This is a genomic window from Geodermatophilus sp. CPCC 205761 (assembly GCF_051383655.1).
Taxonomy (GTDB): Bacteria; Actinomycetota; Actinomycetes; order Mycobacteriales; family Geodermatophilaceae; genus Geodermatophilus.
This window is the reverse complement of sequence record NZ_JALPKQ010000044.1, coordinates 1-15,221: the sequence shown is the minus strand read 5'-3', so window position 1 is coordinate 15,221 and position 15,221 is coordinate 1. Positions and strand designations below refer to the sequence as shown.

The 15,221-nt window shown below is 75.9% G+C and carries 9 protein-coding genes; 6 read left to right on the top strand and 3 right to left on the bottom strand.

Annotated elements, in window-relative coordinates; all coding sequences use genetic code 11:
* The first annotated feature begins 261 nt into the window (after positions 1-261).
* The 4 genes from MY526_RS21525 (at position 262) to MY526_RS21510 (ending at position 10,381) form a co-directional block, all read left to right on the top strand.
* On the top strand, positions 262-4,830 hold the full coding sequence (locus MY526_RS21525; protein WP_436705031.1) for a PKD domain-containing protein: 4,569 nt from the start codon (positions 262-264) through the stop codon (positions 4,828-4,830).
* 162 nt (positions 4,831-4,992) lie between these two features.
* Positions 4,993-8,598 carry a PKD domain-containing protein gene (locus MY526_RS21520; RefSeq protein ID WP_436705030.1) on the top strand — a complete coding sequence of 1,202 codons (3,606 nt, stop codon included), beginning with the start codon at positions 4,993-4,995 and terminating at the stop codon, positions 8,596-8,598.
* Positions 8,599-8,703: 105 nt separating this feature from the next.
* Positions 8,704-9,963 (top strand): hypothetical protein, encoded by a 1,260-nt coding sequence (locus MY526_RS21515; protein WP_436694746.1) that lies wholly within the window; start codon positions 8,704-8,706, stop codon positions 9,961-9,963.
* Positions 9,964-10,054: 91 nt separating this feature from the next.
* The gene (locus MY526_RS21510; protein WP_436694745.1) at positions 10,055-10,381 is read left to right on the top strand and encodes a GYD domain-containing protein; all 327 of its coding nucleotides are present in this window, start codon (positions 10,055-10,057) and stop codon (positions 10,379-10,381) included.
* 9 nt (positions 10,382-10,390) lie between these two features.
* On the opposite strand, the gene MY526_RS21505 is transcribed toward MY526_RS21510, so the two are convergent.
* Complete coding sequence (locus MY526_RS21505; RefSeq protein ID WP_436694744.1) at positions 10,391-11,284, bottom strand: LysR family transcriptional regulator ArgP; 894 nt, start codon at positions 11,282-11,284, stop codon at positions 10,391-10,393.
* A 72-nt stretch (positions 11,285-11,356) separates the two neighbouring features.
* On the opposite strand from MY526_RS21505, the gene MY526_RS21500 reads away from it, so the two are divergent.
* Positions 11,357-11,989 carry a LysE/ArgO family amino acid transporter gene (locus MY526_RS21500; protein ID WP_436705029.1) on the top strand — a complete coding sequence of 211 codons (633 nt, stop codon included), beginning with the start codon at positions 11,357-11,359 and terminating at the stop codon, positions 11,987-11,989.
* 3 nt (positions 11,990-11,992) lie between these two features.
* Positions 11,993-12,874 carry an MOSC domain-containing protein gene (locus MY526_RS21495; RefSeq protein WP_436705028.1) on the top strand — a complete coding sequence of 294 codons (882 nt, stop codon included), beginning with the start codon at positions 11,993-11,995 and terminating at the stop codon, positions 12,872-12,874.
* Between the two features lie 8 nt (positions 12,875-12,882).
* Here the strand turns inward: MY526_RS21495 and MY526_RS21490 are convergent, their stop codons facing one another.
* Positions 12,883-13,959, bottom strand: coding sequence for a glycosyltransferase family 4 protein (locus MY526_RS21490; RefSeq protein ID WP_436705027.1), 1,077 nt, complete (start codon positions 13,957-13,959; stop codon positions 12,883-12,885).
* Positions 13,956-15,221: hypothetical protein (locus MY526_RS21485; protein WP_436705026.1), on the bottom strand; the 1,266-nt coding region annotated here is incomplete at its 5' end. The genes MY526_RS21485 and MY526_RS21490, both read right to left, overlap by 4 nt.

The window sequence follows — 15,221 nt, the reverse complement described above, 5'->3', positions numbered from 1 at the left end:
CCGACCGGCCCCCGTCCCCGCCGCACCGCGGTGGGGCGGGGGCCGTCGTGCGTCCGGGACCCGGCCGGCCGGCTCACTCGGAGGAGGGGGCTCGCCGGTCACGGTGGGTGAGTGTCGAACGCCCCTGACCTGCACAAATGCGCAGGTCGTCACCGGATCGGGCGGGGTGATCACCCTGGCCGACCGTCGATCGTGACGCTTAGTGTTCGGCGCTCGTCCCATCGGGACGCTGCACACGGGGACGATCGACGGGGGAGCACCATGGGGGAACGGTTGTCGGCTGCGCCGAAGCGGCTGGTGTCGGGGGTCCTGAGCACGCTGCTCATGGCCGGCGGGTTGGCCTTCCTGGCACCCGGGACCGCGCTCGCCGACTCGGCGCCGGCCACTCCGTCGGCCGCGAACCCGGCCACCGTCACCGCCGACCCGCTGCCGACCGTCCAGATCGACGGCGTCGTGTGGTCGCAGGTCGTCGTCGGCAACACCGTCTACGCGGCCGGCTCGTTCACCCGGGCCCGCCCGGCGGGTGCCCCGGCGGGCACCTCGGAGACGGTCCGCAACAACCTGCTCGCCTACGACATCCGCACCGGCGAGCTGGTCCAGTCCTTCGCGCCCGACCTCAACGCCCAGGCGCTGGTCGTGGCCGCCTCGCCGGACGGCTCGCGGATCTACGTCGGCGGTGACTTCACCCGCGCCAACGGGCAGGTCCGCAACCGGATCGCCGCCTACGACACGCGCACCCACGCCCTGGTCGCCACCTGGGCACCCAGCGCCAACGGCCAGGTGCGGGCGCTCGCGGCCACCGCCTCCACCGTCTACTTCGGCGGCAGCCTGACCGCGGTCGGCGCCGTGAGCCGCACCCGGCTGGCCGCGGTCCGCGCCTCCGACGGCGGCCTGCTGCCGTGGGTGCCGGTGCCGGGCGTCGGTCCCACCAGCGGCAACCGACTGCCCTTCTTCGACGCCAAGGGCAACGCCATCCCCAACACCAGCGACGCTGCGCGCAACGCCATCACCTCCAACGAGGTGATGGCCCTGGTGGTCGCTGGTGGCGGCTCGCAGGTCGTGGTGGCCGGGCGGTTCTACGCGATGAACGGGGTCAAGGCCACGGGCGTCACCGCGCTGGACCCCGGATCCGGGGCCACCCGCCCCTTCGCCGCCAACCAGCTGATCACGAACCACGGCAACAACTCGGCCGTCTGGAGCCTGTCGACCGACGGCGACGCGGTCTACGGGACCGGCTACGACTTCTACGGTCCCGGCAACCTCGAGGGTTCCTTCGCCGCGGACGCGGTGGGCGGGCGGCTCCGGTGGGTGGCCGACTGCCGCGGCGACACGTACTCGGGGTTCCCGACCGGCGGGGCGCTGTACCTGGCCTCGCACGCCCACAGCTGCGTCAACATCGGAGGCTTCCCCGAGCAGGAGCCGCGCGTCTGGAAGCGGGCGACGGCGCTGAGCCTCTCCCCGGCGGCCTCCGTGGGCATCGTCGCGCAGAGCAACCTGAACTTCACCGGGCAGCCGGCGCCGGCGGTCCTCACCTGGTACCCGAGCTTCGCCCAGGGTGAGTACACCCGGCAGTTCCAGGGCGGCTGGAGCGTCAGCGGGAACGACCGGTACGTCGTCTACGGCGGGGAGTTCCCGCGGGTCAACGGGCAGGCGCAGCAGGGCCTGGTCCGCTTCGCCATGCCGGAGCTCGCCCCGAACGCCGTCGGTCCCACCGCCGGCTCACCGACTGCCGCGACCGCCATCGCGCCCGGCACGGTCCGCGTCAGCTTCCAGGCGGCCAGCGACGACGACAACGGCACGCTGACGTACTCGGTGTTCCGGGACGGGGCCACGACGCCGGTCGCCCGGTTCAGCCGGCCGTCGTCGTGGTGGCAGCGTCCGGTGCTCGCGTGGACCGACCGTGCGGTGGCCGAGGGAGCGCACAGCTACCGCGTGGTGTCCGCCGACCCGTACGGCAACGAGGTCGACCTCGGAACGGCGACGGTCGCGGTCTCGGGCACCGGCTCCGCCCGTGCCTACGCCGACGCGGTGCACGCCGACGGCGCCACCGAGTACTGGCCCCTGGGCGAGCGCTCCGGTGCCATCGCCTACAGCCAGGCCGGTGCCAACGACAGCACGATGACGCCAGGGGTCCAGTTGAACTGGCCCGGCGGACTGCAGGGCGACGCGGACACCGCGGCCTGGTTCGACGGGACCTCCGGTTCACTCGGCTCGCAGACGGCCGTGCGCGGGCCCGACACCTTCAGCGTCGAGGCGTGGTTCGAGACCCGGACGACGGCCGGCGGTGTGATCATGGACTTCGGCAGCGCCCGAACCGGGCTGAGCAGTGACAACGACCGGCAGATCTGGCTCGACCCCGCTGGCCGGGTCAACTTCGCGGTGTACCCGGACGCCCCGCGCATCCTGACCAGCCCGGCCGTCTACAACAACGGGACCTGGCACCACGTCGTGGGCACGGTCGGACCGGACGGGATGTCGTTGTACGTCGACGGGCGCCTGGTGGCCTCCCGCGCCGACACCACCGGCGCCTACGACATCACGGGCTTCTGGCGGATCGGCGCGGACCGGCCATGGGCGTCGACGCCGTACTACAACGGTCGCCTCGACGAGGTGGCGGTGTACCCGGCGGCGCTGACCGCGGAGCAGGTCGCGCGGCACCACGCCCTCGGCAGCACCGGGACGGCGCCCAATGCCGCGCCGTCCGCTGCGTTCCTCGCCAGCGTGTCCGACGCCGAGGCGTCGTTCGACGCCTCGGGCTCGAGCGACAGCGACGGCGCGATCGCCTCGTACGCCTGGGACTTCGGCGACGGCAGCACCGGCACCGGCCCGACCGTGGCGCACCAGTACCGCGCCACGGCGACCTACACGGTGACGCTGCGAGTGACCGACGCGAGGGGTGCCACGGCGACCACGACCCGCCCGGTCGCGATCGTCGTGCCCCCGCCGAACCAGCCGCCGACGGCGGCGTTCACCGCGACGACGACCGGGCTGGTCGCCCGCGTCGACGGCTCGGCGTCGGCCGACGCCGACGGCACGGTCACCGCCCGCGCCTGGGACTTCGGCGACGGCACGTCCGGCACCGGCGCGACCGCGTCGCACGCCTACTCCGCGGCCGGCACCTACACGGTGCGGCTGACCGTGACCGACGACGACGGTGCCACGGCGACCACCACCCGCGACGTGACCGTGGCACCCACGGCCGGACCGGCGGTGCTCGCCCGGGACGGTTTCGGGCGGTCGGTGTCGAACGGGCTGGGGGTCGCTGAGGTCGGCGGGGCGTGGTCGGCGTCGGTGGGTGGCACCCGGTTGTCGGTGTCGCCGGGTGCGGCGGAGTTCGCGCTGCCGGCGGCGGGCAACAACACCGCGGCGTTCCTGGGTGAGGTGGCGCAGACGTCGGCCGACGTGCGGACGGCGTTCGCGCTGAGCGCGGCGCCGACCGGGGCGGGCACGTACGTGTACGTGTCCGGCCGGCGGGTGAGCGCGACCCTGGAGTACCGGGTGCGGGTGCGGGTGATGGCCGACGGCCGGGTCGGGCTGGCGCTGTCCCGGCTGGCCGGGGGTGAGACCTTCCCGGGTGGGGAGGTCGTGGTCCCGGGGCTGTCCTGGACGCCGGGCACGGTGCTGAACGTGCGGGTGCAGGTGGCCGGCGTGGGCGGCACGGAGGTCACCGGTGCGGTGTGGGCGCAGGGCACGCCGGAGCCGGCGCCGCAGCTGGTCCGCACCGACTCGACCGCGGCGCTGCAGGCGCCCGGCGGGGTGGGCCTGGCCGTGCACCGGCCCGGCGGCACCACCACCGCCACGACCGTCCGCTTCTCGCCCGTCGCGGTGACCGCGGTCGGCGCGGGCGGGGGCGCCGAGCAGCCGCCGGCCGAGGAGCCCCCGGTCGAGCAGCCGCCGGCCAACGTGGCCCCGACGGCGGCCCTCACCGCCGCGGTGTCCGGGCTCGGCGTGGCCGTCGACGGCTCGGCGTCGGCCGACGCCGACGGCACGGTCACCGCCCACGCGTGGGACTTCGGCGACGGGTCCACCGGGTCCGGGGCCACGGCCACCCACACGTACTCCGCGGCCGGCACCTACACGGTCCGGCTGACGGTCACCGACGACGACGCGGCCACCGGCACGGCGGAGCGCCAGGTCACCGTGACCGCGCCGCCGGTCCAGGAGCCCCCGGCCGAGGAGCCGCCGGCCGGACCGGCGGTGCTCGCCCGGGACGGTTTCGGGCGGTCGGTGTCGAACGGGCTGGGGGTCGCTGAGGTCGGCGGGGCGTGGTCGGCGTCGGTGGGTGGCACCCGGTTGTCGGTGTCGCCGGGTGCGGCGGAGTTCGCGCTGCCGGCGGCGGGCAACAACACCGCGGCGTTCCTGGGTGAGGTGGCGCAGACGTCGGCCGACGTGCGGACGGCGTTCGCGCTGAGCGCGGCGCCGACCGGGGCGGGCACGTACGTGTACGTGTCCGGCCGGCGGGTGAGCGCGACCCTGGAGTACCGGGTGCGGGTGCGGGTGATGGCCGACGGCCGGGTCGGGCTGGCGCTGTCCCGGCTGGCCGGGGGTGAGACCTTCCCGGGTGGGGAGGTCGTGGTCCCGGGGCTGTCCTGGACGCCGGGCACGGTGCTGAACGTGCGGGTGCAGGTGGCCGGCGTGGGCGGCACGGAGGTCACCGGTGCGGTGTGGGCGCAGGGCACGCCGGAGCCGGCGCCGCAGCTGGTCCGCACCGACTCGACCGCGGCGCTGCAGGCGCCCGGCGGGGTGGGCCTGGCCGTGCACCGGCCCGGCGGCACCACCACCGCCACGACCGTCCGCTTCACCACCCTCGCGGTGACCGCCGCGGAGTGAGCCGAGGGGGGCGACGGCGGTTCTCGCCGACCGTCGCTCCCCGCTCACGCTGGGTGACAGCGACCTCCCTCGGTGGAGGGAGGGACACGGTCCGTCACCGAAATGAGTGTACCTGCAGGTCAGAACCCCGTGACATGGTCACTCTCGGTACACGTCCATCGCATGCCGTGGTGGGCGGTCGAGCAGTGGGGGAACGGCAGGAGCACATCGTCGGCGCCTGCGCCGAAGCGGGTCATCTCCGGTCTGGTCACCGTGGCACTGGGGGCGGGCGTCTTCGCCCTGCTGCCGCCGGCCGCGGCGTCGGCCGACACGGCGCCGGTGGGGGAGGTCTCCGCCGCAGCGCCGGTCACGGTGAGCGCCGACGCGCTGCCCACCGTCCAGATCAACGGGGTGGCCTGGTCTCAGGCCGTCGTCGGCAACACCGTGTACGTCGGCGGCGCGTTCAGCTCCGCGCGGCCGGCCGGTGCCGCCGCGGGCACGCAGGAGACGCCCCGCGCCAACCTGCTCGCCTACGACATCCGCACCGGGGAGCTGATCACCTCGTTCGCGCCGGTCCTCAACGGGCAGGTGCTCGTGGTGACCGCCTCGCCGGACGGCAAGCGGATCTACGTCGGCGGCGACTTCACCGAGGTCGACGGCCAGGTCCGGCGTCGCGTCGCGGCCTTCGACACCGCCAGCGGCAGCCTGGTCACCACCTGGAAGCCCAGCATCAACAGCCAGGTCCGCGCCATCGCCGCCACGGACGACACCGTCTACCTCGGCGGCAGCATCACCGCCGTCGGCGGCGTCAGCCGCTCGCGGCTGGCCGCGGTCCGCGCCTCCGACGGCGGGCTGCTCCCGTGGGCGCCGGTGCCCGGCGTCGGCTCCACCGCGGGCAACACCAACGGCGCCAAGGGCACCAGCGACGCCGTCCTCTCCCTGGTGGTCACCGGCGGGGGCACCCAGGTCGTCGCCGCCGGCCGCTTCGACTCCATGAACGGCAGCAAGGCCACCGGCGTCGCCGCGCTCGACCCGGTCACCGGCGTCAACCGCCCGTTCGCGATCAACCAAATGATCACCAACCAGGGCGTCAACTCCGCGGTCTACAGCCTCTCCACCGACGGCGACGTCGTGTACGGCACCGCCTACGACTACTACGGGCCGGGCAACCTCGAGGGCTCCTTCGCGGTCCGCGCCGACGGGGGCACGGTGGTCGAGGTCAACGAGTGCCGCGGCGACACCTACTCGAGCCACGCCATGAACGGCGCGCTCTACGTCGCCAGCCACACCCACGACTGCGGCAACATCGGCGGCTTCCCCGAGCAGAACCCGCGGGTGCACAAGTTCGCCAGCGCCTACAGCACCGCGGCCACCGGCAAGGTCGGCACCAGCACGCTGAAGAACGCCAACTTCCGCGGCCAGCCGGCCGGCACGCAGCTCGCCTGGTTCCCCACCATGACGCCGGGCACCGTCACCGGCCAGGGGCAGGCCGGCTGGCACGTGACCGGCAACGGCGAGTACCTCGTCTACGCCGGGGAGTTCCCGCGGGTCAACGGCGCCGGCCAGCAGGGGCTGGTCCGCTACGCGGTGCCCGCCACCGCGCCGAACCGGGTGGGCCCGAGCACCGACGGCTTCACCGCCGCGGTCACCTCGCCGGCCGCCGGTCAGGTGACGGTCTCCTGGACCGCCACCAGCGACCAGGACAACGCCACCCTCACCTACCGCGTCGAGCGGGAGGGCGCCGCGCTGCCCGTCGCCGAGCAGGTGCAGACCTCGACCTGGTGGAAGCGGCCGGCCATGTCGGCCACCGAGTCCGGCGTCAGCGGTTCGCTCCGCTACCGGGTGGTCGCCACCGACCCGTTCGGCAACTCCGTCGCCACCGAGTGGGCGCCGGTCGAGGTGGCCGCGGCCGTCGCCGGCGCGCAGACCACCCGCTACGCCGACGCCGTCCGGGCCGACTCGCCGCAGTCGTACTGGCGGCTGGGGGAGACCGCCGCCGGGACGACGGCCGCCGACACCCAGGGCCGCGCCGCCCTGACGGTCGGGTCGGGCGTCACCCGGGGGGCCGAGGGCGCCCCGACCGGTGACCGTGACACCGCCCACTCCTTCAACGGCAGCGCGACGGCGACCCTGTCGACGCCGACCGCCACGGCCGCGCCCAACACCTTCACCCAGGAGGCCTGGTTCCAGACCAGTTCCTCCTCGGGCGGGCGGCTCCTCGGCTTCGGCAACGCGAAGTCCGGCACCAGCTCCACCTTCGACCGCCAGGTCTACCTGGACGCCAAGGGCCGGGTCGTCTTCGGCGTCAACCGGCGGGTGCTGTTCTGGAACCTGCCGACGACTGTCACCAGCACCGCCTCCTTCAACGACGGCAAGTGGCACCACGTCGCCGCGACGCTCGGCTCGGCCGGCATGGCGCTCCACGTCGACGGCAAGCTGGTCGGGTCGCGCACCGACACGACCTCGGGGCTCGCCTACAGCGGTCACCTGCGGGTCGGCAGCGACAGCGGCATGGGCGGGGTCAACACCTTCACCGGCCGGATCGACGAGGTGGCGCTCTACGGCACTGCCCTGTCGGCGACGCAGATCGCCGCGCACGCCGCGGCCGGCGGCACCGGGACCCCCGCCAACACGGCCCCGGCGGCGCGCTTCACCGGCACCACCGCCGAGCACACGGCCGCGTTCGACGCCGGCACCTCCTCCGACACCGACGGCCGGATCGCCTCCTACGCCTGGGCCTTCGGCGACGGCGGCTCGGCCACCGGGGCGACCGCGCAGCACACCTACGCGGCGGCCGGCACCTACGTCGTCACGCTGACGGTGACCGACGACAAGGGCGCCACCGGCGTCTCCAGCCGGCTGGTCACGGTCGCCTCCGCGCCGCCGAACCAGGCGCCGACGGCGTCGTTCACGACCGCGGCCGCCGGACTCACCCTCGCCGTCGACGGCGGCGGATCGGCCGACGCCGACGGCACCGTCGCCGGCCACGCCTGGACCTTCGGGGACGGCGGCACCGGCACCGGCACCACCGCGTCGCACACCTACGCCGCGGCGGGCACCTACCCGGTCACCCTCACGGCGACCGACGACGACGGCGCCACGGCCGTCACCGAGCAGCAGGTGGTGGTGACCACGCCGGTGAGCTCCGAGCTCATCGCCAAGGACACCTTCAACCGCACCGTGCAGAACGGCCTGGGCACGGCGGACGTCGGTGGCGCGTGGACCGCATCGGTGGGTGCCACCCGGCAGTCGGTGACCCCGGGTGCGGCCGAGCTGGCGCTCCCGGGCGCGGGCAACAACACCGCGACGTACCTCGACGGGGTCGACCAGACCAGCGCCGACGTCCGCACCTCGTTCTCGCTGTCCTCGATGCCGACCGGCAACGGCACGTACGTGTACGTGACCGGCCGGCGGGTCGGGTCCTGTGAGGAGTACCGGGTGCGGGTCCGGGTGCAGGCCGACGGGTCGGTCGGGCTGGCGCTGTCCCGGGTGTCGGGCGGCACCGAGGCCTTCCCCGGCGGGGAGGTCGTCGTCCCGGGCCTGACCTACACCGACGGCGGCACGCTGGACGTCCGCCTGCAGGTGTCCGGCACCGGCACCACCGAGGTGCGGGCCACCGTCTGGGCAGCCGGCACGGCCGAGCCGGGCACGCCGCAGCTGGTCCGCACCGACGCCACCGCGGCGCTGCAGGCGGCCGGGTCGGTCGGGCTCGCGGCACATCGCCCGGGCAGCAGCACCGCCGCGACCGCCGTCCGGTTCACCACGTTCGGCGTCACCGCGATCGGCTGACCGCACCCGCTGGACCGAGGCCGGCTCCCCACGACGGGGAGCCGGCCTCACCCGTCCGGGGTGCGACCGCTCCCGGTCCACCCGACCCGTTGGGAGGATCGACGGATGACCCGACTGCTCCGGCTGGCCCGGCGGCCGGCCGCCGGCGCGGTCGCCGGTCAGGTCACGCAGGCCGTCGCCGGCCTGGTGCTCTCGGTGGCCGCCGCCCGCTGGCTGGGCGCCGCGGGCCTGGCCACCTTCGCCCTGGTGTACGGCGCCGTGGTGCTGGTGACGGCGCTGGTCAGCGGGCTGGTCGGCGACTCGCTGACCGTCCTCGACCGGCACGACCGGGGCACCCGCGCCGCCCTGCACGTGTGGGCCGCGGCCGTCGCCGTCGCCGCGGGTGCCGCCGGCGGCCTCCTGGCCGTGGCGACCGACGTCGTCCGGCCGGCCGCGGCCGCCGTCCTGGGCCTGGCGGTCACCGCGTTCGTCCTCGAGGACACCCTCCGCCGGCTGCTCATGGCCACCGGGCGGTTCTGGTCCCTGCCCGCCGTCGACGGCACGAGCCTGCTGCTGGCAGCCGGCACCCTGGCCGCCTGCGCGGCCACCGGCCGGCTCACCCTCACCTCCTTCTTCCTCGCCCTTCTGGTCGGGCAGGCGGGCGCGTCGGCCGTCGCCTGGGCGGGCTTGCCGGCTCCCGAGCGGCCGCGCGGCCCGTGGCGGGCGCCGGACCTGGCGGGGGTCTGGGGCTTCGGCGCCTGGCGGGCCGCATCCCAGGCCGTCCGCCCGGCGCTGCTGACCGGCCTGCGGCTGGCCGTGGTCGGGCTGGCCGGTGCCGCCGCGTACGGCCCGCTCGAGGCCGCGCGGGTCTACACGGCCCCCACGCTGGTCCTCGTCACCGGCCTCGGCTCGTTCCTGCTGCCGCACTCCGTGGCCATCCGCGACCGGCCGGCCGGCGACCAGCTGCGGGCCGCCGACCGGGCGGTCCTGCGGCTCGCCGGCGCGGTCGCCGCGCTGGGGGCACTCAGCGTCGCGCTGCAGCCGGTCGTGGCGCCGCTGCTCACCGGGGGCGCGTACGCGGTGCCCGTGGCGGCCGTCGCCGGCTGGAGCGCCTACGCGGTGGCCGGCGCCGTCCTGCTGCCGTACTCGGTGCTGGCGACCGTGCACCGCCGGCAGCGGCGGGTGCTCGCGCTGCGGCTGCTCGAGGCCGTCGGTCTCGCGGTCGTCGTCGCGCTGGTCGCCCTGGTCGACGGGAGCGAGGTGTGGGCCCCGCTCGCGCTGGCGATCGGGCCGCTGCTGGTCGCCGTCGCCGTCCGGCAGGCCGTGCTGCGCCCGCTCGCCGGTCGCCCGGACGCCGCGGTCCGGCCGGTGCCGGTCCCGGCCTGAGGACCGCGCTCGCCGCCTCCCGGAGGCCCGCCGTCCGGGTCTAGCGTCGGCCTCCCTCGGGGGCACACCAGGCGGACAAGGGAGCCGGACGATGCCGCTCTACCTGACGAGGTTCAGCTACACCCCGGAGACGTGGGGCAGGCTGATCAACAACCCGGAGGACCGCCGTGAGGCGGCTCGCACGTACATCGAGTCGGTCGGCGGGACGCTGCACGGGTTCTGGTACGCCTTCGGGCCGCACGACGGGTACACGCTCTGGGAGGCCCCCGACAACGTGTCCATGGCGGCGGTGACCGTGGCACTGGCCAGCGGAGGCGCGCTGAGTCCGGTGGAGACGACGGTCCTGCTGACCGTCGAGGAGACGCTGGAGGCGCTGGGCAAGGCCAAGCAGGTGCGGTACCGGCCGCCGGGGGCGTAGCCCCGCTGATCAGCGCCCGGACCGGCCGGGCTGGTCCAGGTCGCGGCCGGCGGCGGCCAGCACGGCCTCGCGGACGCGGTCGAGGGTGGGAGCGCGCAGCCGCCACTGCTGCCAGTACAGGACGACGTCGACCGCGGCGGCCGGGTCGAGGGCGACCAGTTCCACCCCTCGCGCCTGCAGGTCGGGCACCATGCCCCAGCCGAGGCCGAGGGTGACCGCGGCGACGTAGTCCGCCGACGCGGGCACGTGGTGCACCGGCGGAGCGACGTCGGGACCGGCCTGCGCGTGCAGGTAGCGGTGCTGCAGGTCGTCCTTGCGGTCGAAGACGACGACCGGGGCACCGGCGAGGGCCTCGGGCGTGGGGCCGGCGGGGAACCAGCGCCGCGCGAAGCCGGGGGAGGCCATCGGCCGGTAGCGCATCCCGCCCAGGCGGGTGGACGTGCAGCCGGGCACCGGCTCGGCGTCCGCGGTCACCGCCGCCATGACGGTGCCGGCGCGCAGCAGGGCGCTGGTGTGCTCCTGGTCCTCGCGGTACAGGTCGAAGCAGACGTCGCCGGCCAGCGGCGCCAGCGCGGGCAGCACCCAGGTGGCCATCGAGTCGGCGTTGACCGCGATCGGCAGGGTGGGCACGCGCTCGGCCGCGGCGTCGTCGCCCAGTTCTCGGGCGACGTCGGCGGTGAGCAGGTCGACCTGCCGGGCCAGCCGCAGCACGGCCTGTCCGGACTCGGTGACCTGCACCGGCCTGGTCCGCACCAGGAGGATCCGGCCGGTGGCGACCTCCAGTGCGCGCAGCCGCTGGCTGATGGCCGACGGGGTGACGTGCAGCGCCCGGGCGGCGGCCTCCAGCGTGCCGCCGCGGACGGTGGCGTCCAGGGCCCGCAGCTGGGCGAGGTCCAGCTCCATGAACAGTGACTCTAATGATGCGTGAGAACCATTAGCTGGACGGCGGACGGCCGCCTTCCTAGCGTCGGCGGCGTGCTCACCCCTCCGGCGCTGCTCGCCGTCGCGTCCGGGCTCGCGCTGGGCCTCGGGCTGATCGTCGCCATCGGTGCCCAGAACGCCTTCGTCCTGCGGCAGGGGCTCCGCCTCGAGCACGTGGCCGCGGTGGTGGCGGTGTGCGCGCTCTCCGAAGTCGCGCTGATCGGCGCCGGGGTGCTGGGCGCCGGCGCGGCCCTGGAACGGGTGCCGTGGCTCATCCCGGTGGTGTGCTTCGCCGGGGCGGCGTTCCTGCTCTGCTACGGCGCCATGGCCGCGCGGCGGGCGCTGCGGCCCGGCGCGCTGCTGCCCGACGCCGCCGGCGCCCGCACCGGTCTGGCGGTGACCGTCGGCACGTGCCTGGCGCTGACCTGGCTCAACCCGCACGTGTACCTGGACACGGTGGTGCTGCTCGGCTCGATGGCCTCGACGTACGGCGAGCACCGGTGGGAGTTCGCCGCCGGTGCCGGTCTCGGCAGTGCCGTCTGGTTCACCGGCCTCGGCTACGGCGCCCGCCTGCTCCGGCCGGTGTTCGCCCGTCCGACGGCGTGGCGGGTGCTCGACGGCGGCATCGCCGTCGTCATGGCCGCCCTGGCCGTCTCCCTGGCCGTGCGCGGCGTCGTGGGAGCCTGAGGCGTGATCGACGTCGACCTGCCGGCTGGACCTCCGGCGGGCGCGCTCGTCCGGGGGTTCGCCGCGTGCCTGGCGTCGGTCACCGAGGTGCCGGTGACCGACGTGCCGCTGCCGGACGACGACCTGGCGCACGCACTGGGCGCCTGGCGCAGCTGGCTGGCCGGGCACGGGTCGGGGCTGGTGCCCATCGCCGACCCCGCGCGCTTCCAGTGGGCCGGCTGGTGGATCGCCGTGGTCGAGGACCCGGCCGGTCCGGGCGCCGGGGTGGCCGTGCTGGCCTTCGGGACGCCGCCCGGCGTCGTCCTCAGCCCGCAGGCGCCCGCGCTGCTGGGCCGGGCTCCCGCCGACCTGCGCATCCGCGAGGCCCACGCCGTCGCCTCCCTCGATCCCGTGCTGCGCCGGCCGCAGGGCGCGCCGGAGCTGCGCGGCACCGTCGAGGGCCTGGCCGTGGCGCCGACCGCGGAGGCGCCGATGCGGCTGCTCGAGGCCGCGCAGGCCCGCGCCGGCCGCGGGTTGGACGGCGACCGCTACGCCGCGGCGGCCGGCACGTTCAGTCCCCGCGCCGGACGCCGCCCCGGCTACGACCTGACGCTGATCGCCGCCGAGGTCCTGGACGAGCTGGCCGCGGCCGGGCACGACCTGGACTTCGCGGGCACCCGGCGCAACGTCCTCACCCGCGGCATCGACGTCAACGCGCTGGTCGGGCGGCGCTTCCGGATCGGGGACGTGCTGTGCGAGGGGCGCCGGCTGTGCGAGCCCTGCGTGCACCTCGACCGGCTCAGCGGACCGGGGGTCATCCGGCCGCTGATCCACCGCGGCGGGCTGCGCGCCGACGTCCTCACCGACGGCGAGATCCGCGTCGGAGCACCCGTCCGCTCCGCCTGACCGGACGGTCAGCGGAGGGCGAGTCGCTCCTCGAGTCGCTCCTCGAGTCGCTCTTCGACGGCCGCGCGGATGCGGCCCACCACCTCGGTCCAGGCGGGCACCTCGACGGCCGGGCTGGGGCTCGGCGGACCGGCGAGCTCGGTCCGGACGGCCGCGGCGATCGACGCCGGGTCGAGCGGGTCGAAGAACGCGGCCCCCGGCGCGAGCTCCCGGAACGCGGGGATGTCGCTGAGCGCCATCGGGGCGCCGGACAACCCGGCCTCCACGACGGGCAGGCCGAAGCCCTCGTCCAGGGACGGGAAGACGAACAGCCGGCAGTTCCCGTAGAGCCATGCCAGCGCGCCGTCGTCCACCCCGCCGACGAAGCGCACCCGGCGGTCACCGGGATCGTGCCGGGCGGCGGCCAGGCCGTCGGGCTCGCCGACCACCACCAGGGGGCGGTCGGGCGTCACCAGGCCGGCGGCGAGGACCGCCTCGACCAGCCGGCCGGTGTTCTTGCGGGCGTTGAGCCGGCCGACGCACAGCAGGAATCCGCCCGGTGCCAGCCCCAGGCCGGGGTCGGCGGCCCGGCGGGAGCGGAAGGACTCCGGCACCCCGAGCCCGACCGGCACCACCTTCGCGGCGAGCCCCGGGCGCACGCGGGCGATGCGGTCGGCCTCGGCGCGAGTGGAGGTGAGCACGAGGTCGGCACGGCGGGCCGACCAGGGCATGCCGGCGAAGTAGAGCCGCTCGAGGCGGGTGAAGAACTCGGGGTGCTGTTCGAACATCAGGTCGTGGATGAAGGTGGCGCGCAGCGCCCGCGTCCGCAGCGGGGTGAAGTTCTGCGCGATCACGACGTCGGCGTCGGCCGCCGACCCCAGCTCGGCGAGCACGCTCACCCCGTGCGGGTTCAGCCGCACCGGTGCGATGCCGATCGGCGCGTCCCCCACGAGCTCGCGCACCCGGTCGACGTGCCGGCGGGGCACCGCCACGGTCAGCTCGTCGTCCGGCCGGCTCGCCGACCACGTGCGGACGAACGAGTCGACCACACGCCGGCCCGAGGGCTGGCCCTCCACCCACCAGTAGGCGTCGAACAGCACCCTCACCGGACCGGTACCTCCTCCCGCGCCGCGGGCGCGGGCGCGGGCAGCTCCTCCCGCAGCCGCCGGCGGGATCCGCCCTCGGCCAGCAGCGAGACCGCGACCAGGCACAGGAAGGCCGGGGTCGCGTCGAACAGGCCGCTCTCCACGGTGCTGCGGCCGAGCAGGAACACCAGCAGCCCGAGGAAGAGGGCGCGGTGCGACCGCGGCGCGTGCAGCGCACCGCGCACCGTCCACACCGCCCACACCAGGGCGGCCAGCAGCCCGAGCAGCCCGGCCTGCACGAGCGCGGAGACCCAGCTGCTGTCCAGCGGCTGCTCGTCCCACCACTGGCCGCGGACCTCGATGACCTTGACCGAGAGCCCGCCGCCGAAGACCAGCTGCCAGCCGCTCTCCGCCCACGTGCTCGCGGCGTCCCAGGCGATGAAGCGGGACTCCAGCGTGCTGGTCCCCGCACCGTCGCGGGCCGCGAAGCCGCTGAGGACGCCGGTGGTCAGGGCACCGACCGTCGCGACCGCGGCCAGCACCAGGCCGCCGACGACGAGGCCGACCGGCGGACGTCGCAGGTGGGCGGCGACGACCGCCAGGCCGAGCAGCAGCATGAGCAGGCCGGTGCGCGAGCCGGTGGCCCAGACGACCGCCAGCGCGCCCAGGACCACCGGCGTGCTCCACCAGTGCCGCTCGCCCAGGACGACGAGCCAGGCGACGACGAGGACCACGATCCCGGCCAGCAGCGCCAGCTCGTTGGGGCTCAGCGGCGGCAGCCCGCCCGCCAGCCGCCCGGTGGCGGCGCTCGGCAGGCCGGTGGCGGCCGCGACCAGACCCACGGTCCCGCAGGCGGCGGCCAGCGCGGTGGCGGCCTGGCGCACGGTTGCCGTCCGCAGCAGGCAGGTGACGGCGACGACCAGCACGGCCACCCGGGCGGCGACCATCGCGCCGGCCAGCAGGCTGCCGTGCGTCAGCGCGCCGAAGACGGAGCAGCCGAGCAGGACCGCGGCCGCCCACCAGGTGCCGGTGCCCAGCCGGCGCCGGGGACCGGCGGAGGCCGCCAGCAGCGCCAGGACCACGGCGAGGACGCTCAGCGCGGCCTTGGCGACGACCACCGGGTCCAGCGACCCGGAGAAGTACTGGCCGCGCCGCCAGCCGACGGTGCTGGCGACCAGCAGCAGCGCGACGGCGTACCGGGCCCCGGCGCCGCGCAGCGGGGACGGGCGCGCCGGCGTCACCGCCGGGGGCGGGCCGCGGCGGCCACCGGCTGCCGGGCCGGC